The sequence below is a fragment of the Serratia sp. N21D137 genome, from assembly GCF_047530005.1.
In the GTDB taxonomy this organism is placed as follows: domain Bacteria; phylum Pseudomonadota; class Gammaproteobacteria; order Enterobacterales; family Enterobacteriaceae; genus Chania; species Chania fonticola_B.
Window position 1 is genome coordinate 92,469 of sequence record NZ_JBLJAJ010000014.1, and the last position, 15,611, is coordinate 108,079.

Below are 15,611 nucleotides of genomic sequence, written 5' to 3' on the forward strand. Positions count from 1 at the left end.
TGAGTACGGCTTCGCATTTTTGGCAATGCAGCACGAGCGCAGCATGCGGCGCGCCTACTTTCAGTAGGCGTAAGAAAGAGGGCCGGATACGGCCCTCAGCAAATCAGATAGCGACAGGAGCCTTGATCGGCGGGTGCGGATCGTAGCCTTCAATCTCAAAGTCTTCAAAACGATAATCAAACAGCGAGGCTGGCTTGCGTTTGATCACCAGCTTCGGCAACGCACGCGGCTCGCGGGTTAATTGCAGCTGCGTCTGCTCCATGTGGTTGCTGTAAAGATGGGTATCACCACCGGTCCAGACAAAATCGCCCACATCCAGATCGCACTGTTGCGCCATCATATGCACCAGCAACGCATAGCTGGCAATATTGAACGGCAGGCCGAGGAACACGTCGCACGAGCGCTGATACAGCTGGCAAGAGAGTTTGCCGTCCGCCACATAGAACTGGAAGAAGGCATGGCACGGTGCCAGAGCCATCTTATCCAGCTCACCCACGTTCCACGCAGAAACAATAATACGGCGAGAATCCGGATCCTGTTTCAGCTGTTGCAACACGGTGCTTAGCTGGTCAATCTCGCGACCATCTGCCGCGCCCCAGGCACGCCATTGCTTGCCATAGACCGGGCCAAGATCGCCGTTTTCATCAGCCCATTCGTCCCAGATGCTGACGTTGTTTTCGCGCAGATACGCCACGTTGGTATCGCCGTTCAGGAACCACAGCAGCTCATGAATGATCGACCGCAGGTGGCATTTCTTGGTGGTCACCAACGGGAAACCTTCCTGCAGGTTGAAACGCATCTGGTGGCCGAAAATCGACAACGTGCCAGTGCCGGTACGGTCGGCTTTAGGGGTGCCCTCGGCGAGCACTTTGTTCATCAAATCCAGATACTGTTTCATTTTTCCTCACGACTGTTGTTGCTGTGGACGACGACGATACGCCCAGATCATCATAATAATACCGGCGAGCACCATCGGCACGGACAGGATTTGCCCCATGCTGATCACCCCGTCAAACAGGCCAAGCTGGGCATCCGGCTGGCGGAACGCCTCGACGATAATACGGAACGTGCCATAGCCAATCAGGAACAGGCCCGAAACGGCCCCCATCGGACGAGGTTTGCGGATGAACAGGTTCAGAATGATAAACAGCACGATGCCTTCCAGCACCATTTCATACAGCTGCGACGGATGACGTGGCAACACGCCATATTCGTTGAGCAGCGGCAGCAGTTGAGGATTGGCGGCAGCGATGGCGATATCTTCCGGACGCGAGCTTGGGAACAGCATCGCCCAAGGTGTATTGGTAGTAACACGCCCCCACAGCTCACCGTTGATAAAGTTACCCAGGCGGCCAGCGCCCAGACCAAACGGGATCAGTGGGGCAATAAAATCAGAAACCTGGAAGAAGTTGCGCTTGGTGCGACGGGCAAACCACAGCATCACCGCGATCACGCCAATCAGGCCGCCGTGGAATGACATACCGCCATCCCAGACTTTGAATAGGTAGAGCGGGTTATCCAGGAACAACGGCAGGTTGTAGAACAGCACGTAACCGACACGGCCACCGATAAAGACCCCAAGGAAACCGGCATACAGCATGTTTTCCACTTCGTCTTTGGTCCAACCGCTGCCGGGCTTGTTCGCGCGGCGTACCGCCAACCACATGGCAAAAACAAAGCCAACCAGGTACATCAAACCGTACCAGTGCAAAGAGACCGGGCCGATAGAGAAAATCACCGGATCAAATTTTGGAAACGCCAGATAGCTAGTGCTCATCTATCACCACAATATGTCTGTTATTCATCCCCAAGCGGGGGCGGCAGGTGCCAAACGCGGTGCAAAGCCCGTGCAACGGGAGCACCGCATTGAGATGGCGCATCATAACATAGGCTTAACCACGTCCGGGCTTGCCGGCAGGGAAAAGTTCTGTAAAAAAATAGGTCAACGCTTAACGGGCTGGACAACGCCTAATCAACGGCCGCCGCGGATCAGCCCCCCCATGCCACGCCGTTCCATAAACGCCGCTACCTGGTGGCGAACCTCGGTGGTCATCTGGGCACTCAATACCCGCTTGGCCAACCCTTGCGCGTCTTCAAGTTCGATATGGCGCAACAGATATTTGATCCGTGCGACGCTGCGCCCGTTCATGCTCAGATTGCGGTAACCCATACCCACCAGCAGCAGAGCCCCCATCGGGTCTCCCGCCAGTTCACCGCACAGGCTGACATGCAGCCCGGCCGCCGTCCCCTGATCGATGATCAATTTCAGCACCTGCAACATGGCTGGATGCAGGCTGTCGTACAGCGAGGCAACGCGGGTATTATTACGATCCACCGCCAGCAGATACTGGGTTAAATCGTTGGTTCCTACCGAGACAAAATCGACGCGTGTCGCCAGATAAGGGATCAGGAAGATCATCGACGGCACTTCCAGCATGACGCCAATCCGCGGCTTGGGAATGTCGTACCCCAGCATCTCTTCCACTTCTCGCCCGGCGCGATCGATCAGGCGCTTGGCCTCGTCGATCTCTTCCAGGCTGGTGATCATCGGCAACAGGATCCCCAGATTGCCGGTTCCCGCATTGGCACGCAGCATGGCGCGCACCTGGATCAGGAAGATTTCTGGCTGATCCAGCGTAATACGGATCCCCCGCCAACCGAGGCACGGGTTTTCCTCGCTGATCGGCATGTAGGGCAACTGTTTATCAGCGCCGATATCCAGCGTACGTAGCGTCACCGGCTTGTGCGGATAGAAGAGTTGCAGCATGCCCTGATATTGCGCCACCTGCTCCTCTTCCGACGGGAAGCCACTTTGCAGCATGAACGGGATCTCGGTGCGGTACAGGCCAACGCCGTCCACGCGCGCACCCAGCAGTTGTTCATGTTCCGGGCTAAGGCCAGCGTTCAGCATCACCTGGATCCGCTCACCGCTTTTCAGCTCTGCGGGCTGTTCAACGTCGTCTTCTGCCAGCTTGCTGAGCTCCTGCTCTTCGCTGATCAGACGTTGGTATTCCTTCACCAGCACCGGTTCCGGATCGACCAGCAGCTCGCCGCGATAGCCATCAACAATCAGCATTCGCTGGGCCAACAGCGCAGGCTGGATGTCCGCACCCATCACCGTTGGCACGCCCATGGCCCGCACCAGGATCGCGGCATGGGAGTTGGCGGCACCGTCCCGCACTACCACGCCAGCCAGGCGATCCTGCGGCACTTCGGCCAACAGGGTTGCCGTCAGCTCATCGGCGACCAGCACAAATCGGGCTGGCCATTGGCTGGCCCCTTGGGTGGTATCGTCGAGGTGGAACAGCAGACGTTGGCCAAGCGCACGCAGGTCGCTGGCACGCTCGCGCATATAGGTATCTTGCAAGGTCGCAAACTGGGCAGCGAAGGCTTCAATCACCTGTTTTACCGCCCACTCGGCTACCGAACCGGCATCGATCTCCGCGTACAGTTCACGTTTGAGACGAGCATCGTTGAGCAGGTGGGAATAGAGATCGAAGATCGCCGCGCTCTCTTTTTGCGAGCTGGCGCTAAAACGCTTACTGAAGCGGCGGAACTCTGCCCCAGCCTCTTCCAACGCCTGTGTCAGGCGTTCACGCTCGCTGACGGTATCCAGCGTGGAGGCTTTATACACCTGATCAAGTGAAGGCTGGCTGCTATCTAACCACCCCTCCGCCACTGCCACGCCAGGAGCCGCAGCCAGCGCCCGAATGCGGGTCTGGCGATACTGGCCAAAAATGGCGTTTAGCTGTGATAACGAGAGGATCCCGGCCATTTGGGTGGCCAGGGTAACCATGAAGGATTCTTCGCTTTCGTCAAACTGGCGCAGTTCACGTTGCTGCACCACCAACACGCCAAGCAGCTGGCGGCGATGAATGATCGGCACGCCAAGGAAGGATCGGAAACGATCCTCTTTGACCTGCGGAATATATTTGAAGCTGGGATGGCTTTGGGCATCCGCCAGGTTGATCGGCTCTGCCCGCCGCCCGACCAGGCCGACGATGCCTTCGTCAAAGGCCAGGGCGATAGTTCGCCCACGGGGCTTTTTCAACCCGCGCGTCGCCATCAGGTAATAACAGCGGCGGTCGTTGTCTGCCAGATAGATGGAGCAAACTTCGGTGTCCATCGCCAGACAGGTTTCATTGACCAAAAGATCCAGCGCATCTGTCAGACTGGCCGCCGCGGCCACTTTCTCAACAATTTCTCGCAAGCGCGTGAGCATAGTCGGTTTGACTTAACCTCTCTTTCGGCGATAAGCAGGAGGCTGCCGCTGCGCTGCCAGTTCCTGCATAGGCATGACGGTTGCGGCAAACTCTTTCATAACCCGGCGGTACACGTCGCGTTTAAACGACACCACCTGGCGCACCGGATACCAGAAGCTCACCCAGCGCCAGCCGTCAAACTCCGGCGTACTGCTGCGCTGCATGTTGATATCCGCGTCATTGCACATTAACTGCAGCAGAAACCATTTCTGCTTTTGGCCGATACAAACCGGCTTTGTGTCCCAACGCACCAAACGTTTTGGCAATTTATAGCGCAACCAGTTGCGGGTTGAGGCCAGGATACGCACATCCTTTTTACTCAGCCCCACTTCTTCGAACAGCTCACGGTACATCGCCTGCTCAGGCGTTTCGCCAGGGTTTATTCCCCCTTGGGGAAACTGCCAGGAGTGCTGACCGTAACGGCGGGCCCATAGGACCTGCCCCTGACGATTACAGATTACGATACCAACATTCGGGCGGTAGCCATCATCATCGATCACCGGACTACCTCGATAAGCATAAATTCGTATTGATAACCTGATTGTTTCACACAAGCCACAGGCGGTAAACCACTGCTTTGCAGCGCCGTCGCTCGGATAACATTGGGATAACTCACAGATAATGGCAAAGTTATAAACATGTAACGAGGTTGGAGGGCGGTTTTATTCACTTTTTCTGTGGATAGGTGTGTGAAGAACTCTAGGGATAAGCCGGGAAAACTCAATTGAACTTAAAATCCGCCGTATTTTTAATTTTTTATTATTCCTTTAAATACAATGCAATAATGACTTAAACACAGTTATGAACAGGGTAAAAATGTGATCTATGCACGCTTTGGATCTTTCTCTGGCGAAAGATCCACCAATGCGGATTTTATCCACAGATTATTATACCCAGTGACCTATAAAACCGCCAAATTCGTAAAAAATGCCCCGCGTCAAGGCTGTAAATCAAACCAGTGATCGGCAAAAAGTTGGGTTATCCCAGAAATCTGTGGATAAATAGGTGTAAGATCCTGTTTATTGTCGGTGGCTACAGGTGCACAACCCTACATTGAAATTTTTCTACCGCGATGGGGTAGCCAAAAAGTCATGCAAAATCATGCTACTATTGTTGTTTTCCCCAGCCTGCTTTTCCCTTTTAAGGCTGTGAGTAAATTCGGTACATTTTTTAACCATAATGCATAGGTCTGATTTATGGCGTGTTTATCCCCGCTGCCGCCAGAAAACGAGCAGCAATTATTAGCCCGTGCCCAGGCGCTGGCTGGCTTTAACCTTGGTGAACTGGCAGCTCGTGCGCAGGTCAGCATTCCCAAGGATCTCAAACGGGATAAAGGTTGGGTCGGCATGCTGCTGGAGCTCTATCTGGGTGCCATGGCGGGCAGCAAGCCTGAACAGGATTTCCCAGAACTGGGCATTGAGTTGAAAACCATCCCGGTCGACGCCGCCGGTAACCCGCTGGAAACCACTTTCGTCTGCGTAGCCCCGCTGACAGGCAATAGTGGCGTCACTTGGGAAAGCAGCCACGTACGCCACAAACTGGCACGCGTGCTGTGGATCCCGGTGGAGGGCGAACGACAAATCCCATTGGCACAGCGCTGCGTAGGTTCCCCGCTGCTGTGGCAGCCCAATCAGGAAGAAACCGAGATGCTGCGCCAGGATTGGGAAGAGCTGATGGATCTTATCGTGCTCGGCCAGGTTGAGCGGATCACTGCCCGCCATGGCGAAGTGCTACAGCTGCGGCCAAAAGCGGCCAACAACAAGGCACTGACCGAAGCCACCGGCGAACAGGGCCAACCGATCCTCACCTTGCCGCGCGGCTTCTATCTGAAGAAAAACTTCACCCGGGCGCTACTGGCCAGGCACTTTACGTTTTGATTAGCCCTGCGCACCCTGATTTCACCGTCATTTCTCCTTACACAGATGGGATACGTCCGAAAGCCATCTTTGGCAGAGTTTGCTACTCTATTAGGACAATTATTCTAGGTACATAAGGTGTTCGGCATGAAAAAGTGGGTAATAGCTATTTCCGCCCTGATGATGGTCGCCGGATTAGCAGGCTGTTCCAGCGACTATGTGATGGCCACCAAAGATGGCAATATGATCCTCACGCAGGGTAAGCCTAAAATCGATAAGGATACCGGCCTGATCAGCTATCAGGACGAGCAAGGCAAGCAGCGCCAGATTAACGGCGATCAGGTCTCGCAGGTTATCGAGCGTTAATCCCAGCCCCCGCATCTTCCTGACCCCTGACGGATTATCAATCAGGGGTTTAGCCCTGCCCTCGGCTGTTATATTCCACTTTCACCATCTTCTTAGCTTGGTTATAGTCAAGTAAGGCGTGTTACGCCGTTGGATCTCTGGCTGCTGTTTTACCGGGCATCACGCCCGTAAGCGCTAACATTGAAGGAAGGCCGTTAATGCAATACCACCGTATTCCCCACAGTTCTTTAGAAGTGAGCGTGCTGGGACTGGGCACCATGACCTTTGGCGAACAAAACAGCGAAGCCGATGCCCACGCACAGCTGGATTATGCATTAGCCGCTGGCATCAACCTGATTGATACCGCAGAGATGTATCCAGTGCCACCGCGCCCGGAAACCCAGGGGCTGACAGAGCAATACATTGGCAGTTGGATCAAAGCGCGCGGCAACCGCGATAAAATCGTGCTGGCAAGCAAGGTCTCCGGGCCGATCCGGGGTAATGACGCTGGGATCCGCCCACAGCAGGCGTTAGATCGCAAAAATATCCGCGCTGCCCTGGATGCCAGCCTGAAACGGTTAAACACCGATTATCTGGATCTGTACCAGCTACACTGGCCGCAGCGCACCACCAACTGTTTCGGCAAGCTCAATTATCAGTACACCGATGAGAAAGCCACCATCCCGCTGTTGGAAACTCTGGAAGCGTTAACCGAGCAGGTCCGGGCAGGCAAAATTCGCTATATCGGCGTCTCTAACGAAACCCCTTGGGGCGTGATGCGCTACCTGCAACTGGCAGAAAAACACGAACTACCGCGTATCGTCTCGATCCAGAACCCCTACAGCCTGTTAAACCGCAGCTTTGAGATTGGTCTGGCGGAGATCAGCCAACATGAGGGTATCGAACTGTTAGCCTATTCCAGCCTGGCCTTCGGTACGCTGTCCGGCAAATACCTCAACGGTGCCAAACCGGCCGGGGCACGCAACACACTGTTCAGCCGCTTTACCCGCTACTCTTCAGCCCAGAGCCAGGCGGCGATCGCCGAATACGTGGCGCTGGCGAAAAAGCACGGTCTGGACCCTTCACAGATGGCATTGGCATTCGTGCGCCAGCAGCCGTTCGTTGCCAGCACCTTGCTGGGTGCCACCACGCTGGAGCAGTTGAAGATAAATATCGACAGTTTTGACGTGGTGTTGAACGAGGAAGTGTTGCAGGCTCTGGAAGAGATCCACAGCCGCTTCACCATTCCAGCACCATAAAGAATATAGGGGCACAGCATGCTGTGCCCCTATGTATCAAACCGTTAGGCTTTGGAGCGGAATTGAGATATCCACAGGACGGTGATGGCAAGGCCGAACACGACGCCAAAACCGATCCCGACGCCGATCACCGGCACACCTAATTTGACCACCGAAGAGTAGAGGCCAAGCATCAGCAGCATGGCGGTATTTTCACCCAGGTTCTGTACCGCAATGGCATTCCCCGCCCCAACGGAGCGTTTGCCCCGCTCTTGCAACAGCGCATTCAGCGGCACCACAAAGAAACCACCCAGCACACCAATCACCAGCAGCACGCCATAAGCATTCAGCATGCTGGTTTGCACGGCAAAGAAGGCTACGGCGATGCCGATCAGGATCCCGGCAGGCATACAACGCTTAACCGTTTCCAGCGTCACAAAGCGGGCTGCCGCCCCGGCCCCGACCACGATACCTATTGCCACCATCGCGTTGAGCATGGTTGGCGTGGCGTTATCGCGAATGCCCAGCGCCACCGGCACCCACAGCACCAGCAGGAAGCGCAGGGTAACCCCAGCGCCCCAGAACAGGCTGGTACCAATCAGTGAGAAACGGGTTTGCCCATCGCGCCACAGCACCACGCAAGCGTTGAAGAAAGTGCTCCCCATGACGCGTGGGTGCCAGGAGGCCACCTTATGGGCAACAGGCAAGCGCGGGATGTACAGGTTGGCAACGACCGCCGCGCCGTAAACCACAGCACACACCGCCAGTGCAGCTACAATATGCCAGTCTGCCAGCAGGCCACCGGATACCGAGCCCACCAGGATGGCGGCAATGGTGGAAGCTTCCATCAGCCCATTGGCCTTCACCAGCTTATCGCCGCTGGTGATCTCACCCAGGATGCCGTACTTCGCCGGTGAATAAGCCGCCGCCCCGATGCCGACCAGGGTATAGCCCAGGAACGGGTTCAGCCCAAAGCAGATCACCAGCGCACCGGCCAGCTTCAAACCGTTAGCGACCATCATCACCCGGCCTTTGGAGAAGCTGTCGGCGATTTGGCCGACAAACGGAGCCAGGATGATATAGGTGGCCACGAAGGCCATTTGCAGTATCGGTTGGCTCCAATCGGGGTACATTTGCTGTTTGATCAGCGCCAGGGTAGCAAACAGCAAGGCGTTATCGCCGAAGGCCGAGAGAAACTGGGCACAGATCACCGCGATCATCGAACGTGACAGCAGTGGGGAATCAGTTGCATTCATTATGCCTTCTCCGGCTGTTCAGCCATTTGGCGCAAAGTAACGAAATCCGGTTTGCCGCTGCCCAGTAACGGCAACGCCTTCACCAGGCGAATATCACGCGGCACCGCCAGCTCCGGGGTGCCCTGCTCACGAGCCACCCGCAGCAAGCTATCACGGGTAATGCTGGCGTCGTTGGTGAACAACACCAGCGCTTCGCCTTTGCTGCTGTCGCTTTTCACCGTGGCCGCATGCAGCCCTTCCGGTGACAGGCGCACGGCCAACTGTTCCACGCTCTCCAGCGAGATCATTTCCCCCGCCAGTTTGGCAAAGCGCTTCACGCGGCCACGAATGGTGCAATAGCCCTGTTCGTCGAAGCTGACAATATCACCGGTATCGTACCAGCCAGCTTGCAACACGCCGTTTTCGTCCTCGGCTGCCGGAGTTTCCAGTTCGCCTGGGCGTTCAACCCGCAGGTAGCCCTTCATGATGTTAGGGCCTTTCAATTGCAGGCGGCCGCCGTTATCGATCCCGGCCATCTTAATCAAACGTGCTTCCATCTGCGGCATAATGCAGCCTACGGTGCCAACTTTGGCCGCCAGAGGCACGTTGATCGACACTACCGGAGCACACTCAGTGACGCCGTAGCCTTCTAAAATGCGGATGCCGTATTTGTCCTGATAAATCTGTTTGGTACTTTCGGCCAGCTTCTCGGCCCCGGCCACCACATAGCGCAGACGGGCAAAATCGTAAGGATGGGCGAAACGGGCGTAGTTGTTGAGGAAGGTCGCTGTCCCAAACAGCACGGTGCAGTTACGGTCATAGACCAGCTCCGGTACCACGCGATAATGCAGTGGGCTTGGGTAGAGGAATACCCGGCTACCGGTCATCAACGGGGTGATCAACCCAACCGTCAGACCGAAAGAGTGGAACAGCGGCAGCGAGGACATAAAGCGATCGCGCGGGGTGAAATCCGCAATGGTTCGGATCTGCTCCACGTTGGCCAGCAGGCTGGCATGGGAATGCACCACGCCCTTCGGATGGCCTTCCGAGCCGGAGGTAAACAGGATCAGCGCCGCATCTTCTGGCTGCTGCGGCACCATGGCCTTTTGTGGCTGGAACAGGTGACGCAGGATCCACAGCTTATCGTCGCGGGTGACGGTATCTTTCAAATCTTCCAGATAAACCCAATTGGCTTCCGGCACCTGCTCTGGCAGGTGAGTCAACTTGCCCTTTTCCAGGAACTGGCGCGAGGTGACGATGGTTTTAATGGTGGCCGCGGTCATCGCGCTTTTCAGCCCGTTCACACCGGCGGTGTAATTGAGCATCGCCGGAATACGGCCCCGCAATGAAGCGCCAAAGATGGCGGCAGCGGTAATAGTGGCATTGGGCAACAGCAGGCCAACATGCTCTTTCGGCGCGGTAAAGCGCTCCAGGATGCGGCTGACGCCCAGCGATTTTTTAAGCAGCGTATGATAGCTGTCTTCCTTGAAACCTATGTCTTCGATGCAGGGCTTGAAGCGCCCATAACGATGCTGTGCGGCCAACAGCGCGCCGAACAGGGTTTGCGGTTTGAGGGTATCCATGCGCGCCTGCATCATGATCTGATGCAGCCTGTCACCGGCCAACTGCCGGCGTTGACTGGCTTTTGGCGCGTCTGGCATCGGTAAAGTGGTTGGCGGCAGAATGCTGATGGTGGTCTGTGGGAAGGCGCGGAGTTTATACACCCCGGCCATACGGCCAAACACGCTGAACTCCGGGCCATCGATACGTACCGGCACGATGGTGGCGCCAGATTTGGCGGCGATAAAGGCCGCCCCGTCATAGACCTTCATCAATGAACCGGTCACCGTAATGCGCCCTTCCGGGAATACCACGATCGGCCTGCCCTGTTCAACCATGCGCACCAGATGCTTGATGGCCATCGGCTTGGTGGGATCCAGTGGCACAAAATCGATATAAGGCTTCAACCAGCGCATAAACCAACGTTCGGAAATGCTGGAGTAAACGGCAAACACCGGTTTGATCGGTAAGAACAACGCCAGCAGCGCGCCATCCATGAAAGAAACGTGATTCGGGGTGATCAGCAGTTTCTGCTGCTCAAAATGCTTGGCGTCGCCTTCGACACGAACACGAAACAACAGGCGAAACAGTGCACGTAACACGGTATATATCATCCCACTCTCCCTCGGGGTTGATGGCCTTAAAAATTGTCTGAGGAAGAATACTATACGGCAGGCAAAAAAAAACCTACGCATCCGCGTAGGTTGGTGCAATTGAAAATGGCTTCAACATACAGAGTATGCCGATTGCTCACCAATCAATACCTCTGGGACAGTCAATTTACCCCGCCACGCCAAACTCTCGCCAGCGGCCAATCGCAACAGTCCGGCGCAAAGTGTAACCAGCGATGTAGTTTTTCCTTTGATAGACATGGTTTTGAAACTATTGAAAAACCTCAACCAACCCGGATCGTTGGGGCACCGCACGTTGCGCCCGTTAACCCTGGATCCGCTTGGGGTGAAAAGGTGAATTTAAAAGCCATAAATGCAACGCTCACCACAAGTTAGCGATACCAGCCCTTGCGGCGCGCGATTTTTTCCGCAAAACTGAGGAATGTAAGCGATTACCCAGGAAGTGTTGCAGATATGGCCACGATTAAGGATGTTGCCAGGCTGGCGGGTGTTTCCGTCGCCACGGTGTCCCGCGTAATAAATAACTCCCCAAAAGCCAGCAAAAGTTCACGAACCGCCGTGCTGGCCGCCATGGAAGGATTGCAGTATCACCCCAACGCCAATGCCCGTGCGCTGGCACAGCAATCCACCGAAACCCTGGGCCTGATTGTCTCTGACGTTTCCGATCCCTTCTTTGGTGCCATGGTAAAAGCCGTGGAGCAGGTGGCCTACGCCACGCATAATTTTCTGCTGATTGGTAACGGTTACCACAATGCCGAAAAAGAGCGCCAGGCCATTGAGCAACTAGTGCGCCATCGCTGTGCGGCCTTGGTGGTGCATGCCAAGAAGCTGACCGACGATGAGCTGACCGTCTGGATGCGCCAAATCCCAGGGATGGTGCTGATCAACCGAACGCTGCCTGGGTTTGAGCCCCGCTGCGTAGCGCTTGACGATCGTTACGGTGCCTGGCTGGCCACCCGCCATCTGATCCAGCAGGGCCACCAGCGGATCGCCTTTATTTGCTCCAACCATCAGATTTCAGATGCTGCCGATCGACTGCAGGGCTACCTGGATGCATTGGAAGAACACGGTATTGCGGTGGATGAGAAGCTGGTTGCCTACGGTAAGCCGGATGAGATTGGCGGCGAGCAGGCCATGACCGAGTTGCTGGGCCGTGGTAAGCAGTTTACCGCCATCACCTGCTATAACGATCCGATGGCCGCAGGGGCGCTTTCGGTGCTCAGTGATAACAGCGTGGACGTTCCTGGCCAGATTTCGCTGATTGGTTTTGACGACGTGCTGATTTCCCGCTATCTGCGCCCACGCCTGACCACTATCCGCTACCCGGTGGTGGCGATGGCAACGCAAGCAGCAGAGCTGGCATTAGCGTTGGCCAACAACCAGCCGCTACCGGAGATCACCAATATGTTCAGCCCGACGCTGGTCCGCCGCCATTCGGTCGCCAGCATCAATAACGCTTTCGATCAGAGCTAATCTAGCCGGCGGCGGTAGAGGCGCACGGGGCGATCCGGGTACTCCAGCGCCTCGCCGATGTGCTGCCAGCCATGGCGTTCGTAATAACCGCTAAATTCAGCATACAGATACAGCTCCTTGAACCCGGCTTGGCGGCTGTACTCCTGCACATATTGCTGGAGCTGCAACCCCAGCCCGCTGCCGCGCTGGCTCTCTTCAACGTAAAGCGCGGCCAGCCACGGCGTTAAATCCTGGCGGCTAATCAAATCACAGCGCCACAGCCCCACGGTGCCTACCGGCTGGTCATCCAACAGGGCGATAAAGGTGATCGGCAAACCTTCATGCCGCAGGCTGCTGGCCACCACGCTGGCAAAGAATTCCCGGCTATTTTCGCTGCCAAACGCCTGCCACTGCCAATCGATAACCTGTTGCTGATGCTGCGGATAGTCCGCCAGATGCACAATACGAAACACGCTAATCCCCTCGGAAAAATGCCTTAAACGCCTGCACCGTCAGTGTACGCCAATCAATGCATGGGTGCCCCAACAACATAGGTTGCTGAATTTGTAGGGGTCGAACATGTTCGAGCCGATCTCACCCTATGCTAGACTCAGCACTATTTACCGCAGCGGACGTTGAAAGAGGGTAGCCATTGATGATCACCATGTTGGATGTTTCCATGCGCGCGGGGGTGTCCAAAGCCACGGTTTCCCGCGTTTTAAATGGCACCGGCCAGGTGAAGAAAAGCACGCGTGATGCGGTGTTCAAGGCAATGGATGAATTGGGCTACCGGCCGAACTTTCTCGCCCAATCGCTGGCCAATAAAAGCTCCAACAGTATTGGGCTGGTAGTGTCCAATTTTGACGGCCCCTACTTTGGCCGTTTGCTGCGCCAGGCTGCCAAACTGGTCGAGGCCAGCGGCAAGCACCTGATCGTCACCGACGGCCACGACACGCCAGAAGATGAATTGCAGGCGGTACGACTGCTGGCGGATCGCCGCTGCGACGCCATTATCCTGTACACCCGCTTTATGAGTGAAAGCGCCCTGATGGAGCTGCTGGAAGACCTGCCGGTTCCGGTGATGGTCATTAACCGCGATCTGCCGCAAGCCCGTGAACGCTGCGTGTTCTTCGAACAGCAACAGGCCGCCTTCAACGTGGTGGATTACCTGATCCGTCAAGGGCACCGTGAGATCGCCTGCATTACCGGGCCGATCGATACACCCACCGCCCAATCCCGCTTGGCGGGTTATCGTCAGGCGTTGGAACACCACCAGGTTGCGTTCAATGATGCCTTGATCACCAACGGTGATAGCAGCGTACCCGGCGGATACCTCAGTTGTAAGGCACTGCTGGCTAGCGGCAACTCCTTCAGCGCGCTGTTTGCCAGCAACGATGATATGGCCATCGGCGCGATGAAGGCCCTGCACCAGGCTGGCAAACGCCTGCCTGAGGACGTTTCGCTGTTTGGTTTCGACGATGAGCCAAGCGCCGCCTATCTGCAACCGGCATTGTCCACCGTCTACCTGCCGATCGACGCGATGATCGAAGCGGCGATCGCCCAAGCCCTGCGTCTGATCAACGGCGAAGCGCTACAACCGCTAACGCCGTTTGTCGGTGAGTTAAAACTGCGTGAGTCCGTGGTACCTGGCCCCTACGCTTAAATTAACTCCAGCCCGATCAATTCTTCAATCGTCTGACGGCGACGGATCAGCCGAGGCTCACCGTTTTCAAACAGTACTTCCGGCAGCAGCGGGCGACTGTTGTAGTTGGAGGACATCGACGAGCCATAGGCCCCGGTGTCATGGAACACCAGATAATCCCCGACCCGCACCTGCGGCAACGGACGGGTTTCAATACCGCCACCCGCCTGCTGGGTAAACACATCACCTGACTCACACAGCGGCCCGGCAATCACGGTGTCTTGCAGCGATTGATGATCAGTATTGCGGCCGTCGGCAGGCAGTAGGGAGATATGGTGATAGCTGCCATACATCGCCGGACGCATCAGATCGTTGAACCCAGCGTCTACCAGGACAAAGTGGCGGCTGCCCATCTGTTTTACCGAACGCACTTCGGCCACCAGCACGCCCGCTTCCGCCATCAGGAAACGCCCCGGCTCGATTTCCAACTTCACCGGATGGCCCAGATGTGCGGCAACTCGCTCACGTGCACGGTTCCACAGGCCGTAATAGTGTTCGGTATTAATCGCCTCTTCCCCTTGCTGATAAGGGATAGAAAGGCCGCCACCGGCGGAAATCGCCGTAATGTCCTGCCCCAGTGCAATCACCTGCTGCACCATGGCATCACACACGCGCTCCAGGTGCTGGTAATCCACCCCGGAACCGATGTGCATATGCAGCCCAATAAGTTTCAGACCGTATTGCTGCACCTTGGCGACCGCCTGCGGCAGATCGGCATACCAGATACCGTGCTTGCTGTTTTCACCGCCGGTATTGGTTTTCTGGCTATGGCCGTGGCCAAAACCAGGATTGATACGTAGCCACACCGGATGCCCGGCAGACACCTGACCAAGCTGTTCCAGCATATCGATAGAACCAGCGTTGACCGGGATTTTCAATTCGCTGACGCGCGCCAGCGTGGCGTGATCCAGCACATCTGCGGTAAATACGATATCCTCGCCACCCGGCTCAAAACCGGCTTTTAACGCGCGCTCAATCTCACCCAGCGACACCGAATCCACCTTGACGCCCTGCTCGCGCATCAGGCGCAGAATATGAATATTCGAGCAGGCTTTCTGGGCAAAACGGATCACGTCAAAGTGCTGCAACTGGCTGATACGCTGGCTGATGATATCTGCATCATAGGCCCAGACCGGGCAACCAAAGCGTGGGGGCAGCGCCAGCAGATTGGCGGCGTTCAGGGCGGTAGAGGTGTCGTTCAAGGCGCGTGGCATGGTTCGGTTCCCATAATCAAATTTTCCACCATCATGCCGCAGCAGCCTCGGTGTGAAAAATATCTATTTCGCCATAGTCTATTCATTTATGATATGGCTTTCCCTCTCCGTGGAG

Annotated in this window: 13 protein-coding genes; 5 read left to right on the top strand and 8 right to left on the bottom strand. The window is 56.1% G+C overall.

Going from position 1 to position 15,611, the window contains the following annotated elements:
- Window positions 1–103: 103 nt before the first annotated feature.
- The 4 genes from thyA to rppH form a co-directional block, all read right to left on the bottom strand.
- Window positions 104–898 (bottom strand): thymidylate synthase, encoded by a 795-nt coding sequence (thyA, locus tag ACMV5H_RS13200; protein ID WP_115159695.1) that lies wholly within the window; start codon window positions 896–898, stop codon window positions 104–106.
- Between the two features lie 6 nt (window positions 899–904).
- Window positions 905–1,777, bottom strand: a complete 873-nt coding sequence (gene lgt, locus ACMV5H_RS13205; RefSeq protein ID WP_021179871.1) for a prolipoprotein diacylglyceryl transferase — start codon at window positions 1,775–1,777, stop codon at window positions 905–907.
- 195 nt (window positions 1,778–1,972) lie between these two features.
- The gene (ptsP, locus tag ACMV5H_RS13210; protein WP_094981685.1) at window positions 1,973–4,222 is read right to left on the bottom strand and encodes a phosphoenolpyruvate--protein phosphotransferase; all 2,250 of its coding nucleotides are present in this window, start codon (window positions 4,220–4,222) and stop codon (window positions 1,973–1,975) included.
- A gap of 12 nt (window positions 4,223–4,234) precedes the next feature.
- Window positions 4,235–4,762 (bottom strand): RNA pyrophosphohydrolase, encoded by a 528-nt coding sequence (gene rppH, locus ACMV5H_RS13215; RefSeq protein WP_021179868.1) that lies wholly within the window; start codon window positions 4,760–4,762, stop codon window positions 4,235–4,237.
- A gap of 696 nt (window positions 4,763–5,458) precedes the next feature.
- On the opposite strand from rppH, the gene mutH reads away from it, so the two are divergent.
- The 3 genes from mutH to ACMV5H_RS13230 all read left to right on the top strand — a co-directional run bounded on the left by mutH (window position 5,459) and on the right by ACMV5H_RS13230 (window position 7,722).
- Window positions 5,459–6,139: a DNA mismatch repair endonuclease MutH gene (gene mutH / locus ACMV5H_RS13220; RefSeq protein ID WP_414821956.1), complete on the top strand. Its 681-nt coding sequence runs from the start codon at window positions 5,459–5,461 to the stop codon at window positions 6,137–6,139.
- A 126-nt stretch (window positions 6,140–6,265) separates the two neighbouring features.
- Window positions 6,266–6,484: a YgdI/YgdR family lipoprotein gene (locus tag ACMV5H_RS13225; RefSeq protein WP_021806137.1), complete on the top strand. Its 219-nt coding sequence runs from the start codon at window positions 6,266–6,268 to the stop codon at window positions 6,482–6,484.
- Window positions 6,485–6,681: 197 nt separating this feature from the next.
- Window positions 6,682–7,722, top strand: a complete 1,041-nt coding sequence (locus tag ACMV5H_RS13230; RefSeq protein WP_021179864.1) for an NADP(H)-dependent aldo-keto reductase — start codon at window positions 6,682–6,684, stop codon at window positions 7,720–7,722.
- A 44-nt stretch (window positions 7,723–7,766) separates the two neighbouring features.
- Here ACMV5H_RS13230 and lplT read toward each other — a convergent pair whose 3' ends face one another.
- Window positions 7,767–8,957 carry a lysophospholipid transporter LplT gene (gene lplT / locus ACMV5H_RS13235; RefSeq protein ID WP_414821957.1) on the bottom strand — a complete coding sequence of 397 codons (1,191 nt, stop codon included), beginning with the start codon at window positions 8,955–8,957 and terminating at the stop codon, window positions 7,767–7,769.
- A complete protein-coding gene (gene aas, locus ACMV5H_RS13240) occupies window positions 8,957–11,110 on the bottom strand; it encodes a bifunctional acyl-ACP--phospholipid O-acyltransferase/long-chain-fatty-acid--ACP ligase (RefSeq protein WP_414821958.1) in 2,154 nt (717 codons plus the stop codon). Before aas ends, lplT begins: the two co-directional genes overlap by 1 nt.
- Before the next feature lie 471 nt (window positions 11,111–11,581).
- Here aas and galR point away from each other — a divergent pair, with 471 nt between their 5' ends.
- A complete protein-coding gene (galR, locus tag ACMV5H_RS13245; protein ID WP_414821959.1) occupies window positions 11,582–12,601 on the top strand; it encodes an HTH-type transcriptional regulator GalR in 1,020 nt (339 codons plus the stop codon).
- Here the strand turns inward: galR and ACMV5H_RS13250 are convergent.
- Window positions 12,598–13,053, bottom strand: a complete 456-nt coding sequence (locus ACMV5H_RS13250) for a GNAT family N-acetyltransferase (protein ID WP_166733252.1) — start codon at window positions 13,051–13,053, stop codon at window positions 12,598–12,600. The genes galR and ACMV5H_RS13250 overlap by 4 nt on opposite strands.
- Before the next feature lie 182 nt (window positions 13,054–13,235).
- Between ACMV5H_RS13250 and ACMV5H_RS13255 the strand changes: the two genes are divergently transcribed.
- Window positions 13,236–14,243, top strand: coding sequence for a LacI family DNA-binding transcriptional regulator (locus ACMV5H_RS13255; RefSeq protein ID WP_071681862.1), 1,008 nt, complete (start codon window positions 13,236–13,238; stop codon window positions 14,241–14,243).
- Here ACMV5H_RS13255 and lysA read toward each other — a convergent pair.
- Window positions 14,240–15,496, bottom strand: coding sequence for a diaminopimelate decarboxylase (lysA, locus tag ACMV5H_RS13260; protein WP_115159697.1), 1,257 nt, complete (start codon window positions 15,494–15,496; stop codon window positions 14,240–14,242). The genes ACMV5H_RS13255 and lysA overlap by 4 nt on opposite strands.
- Window positions 15,497–15,611: the final 115 nt, after the last annotated feature.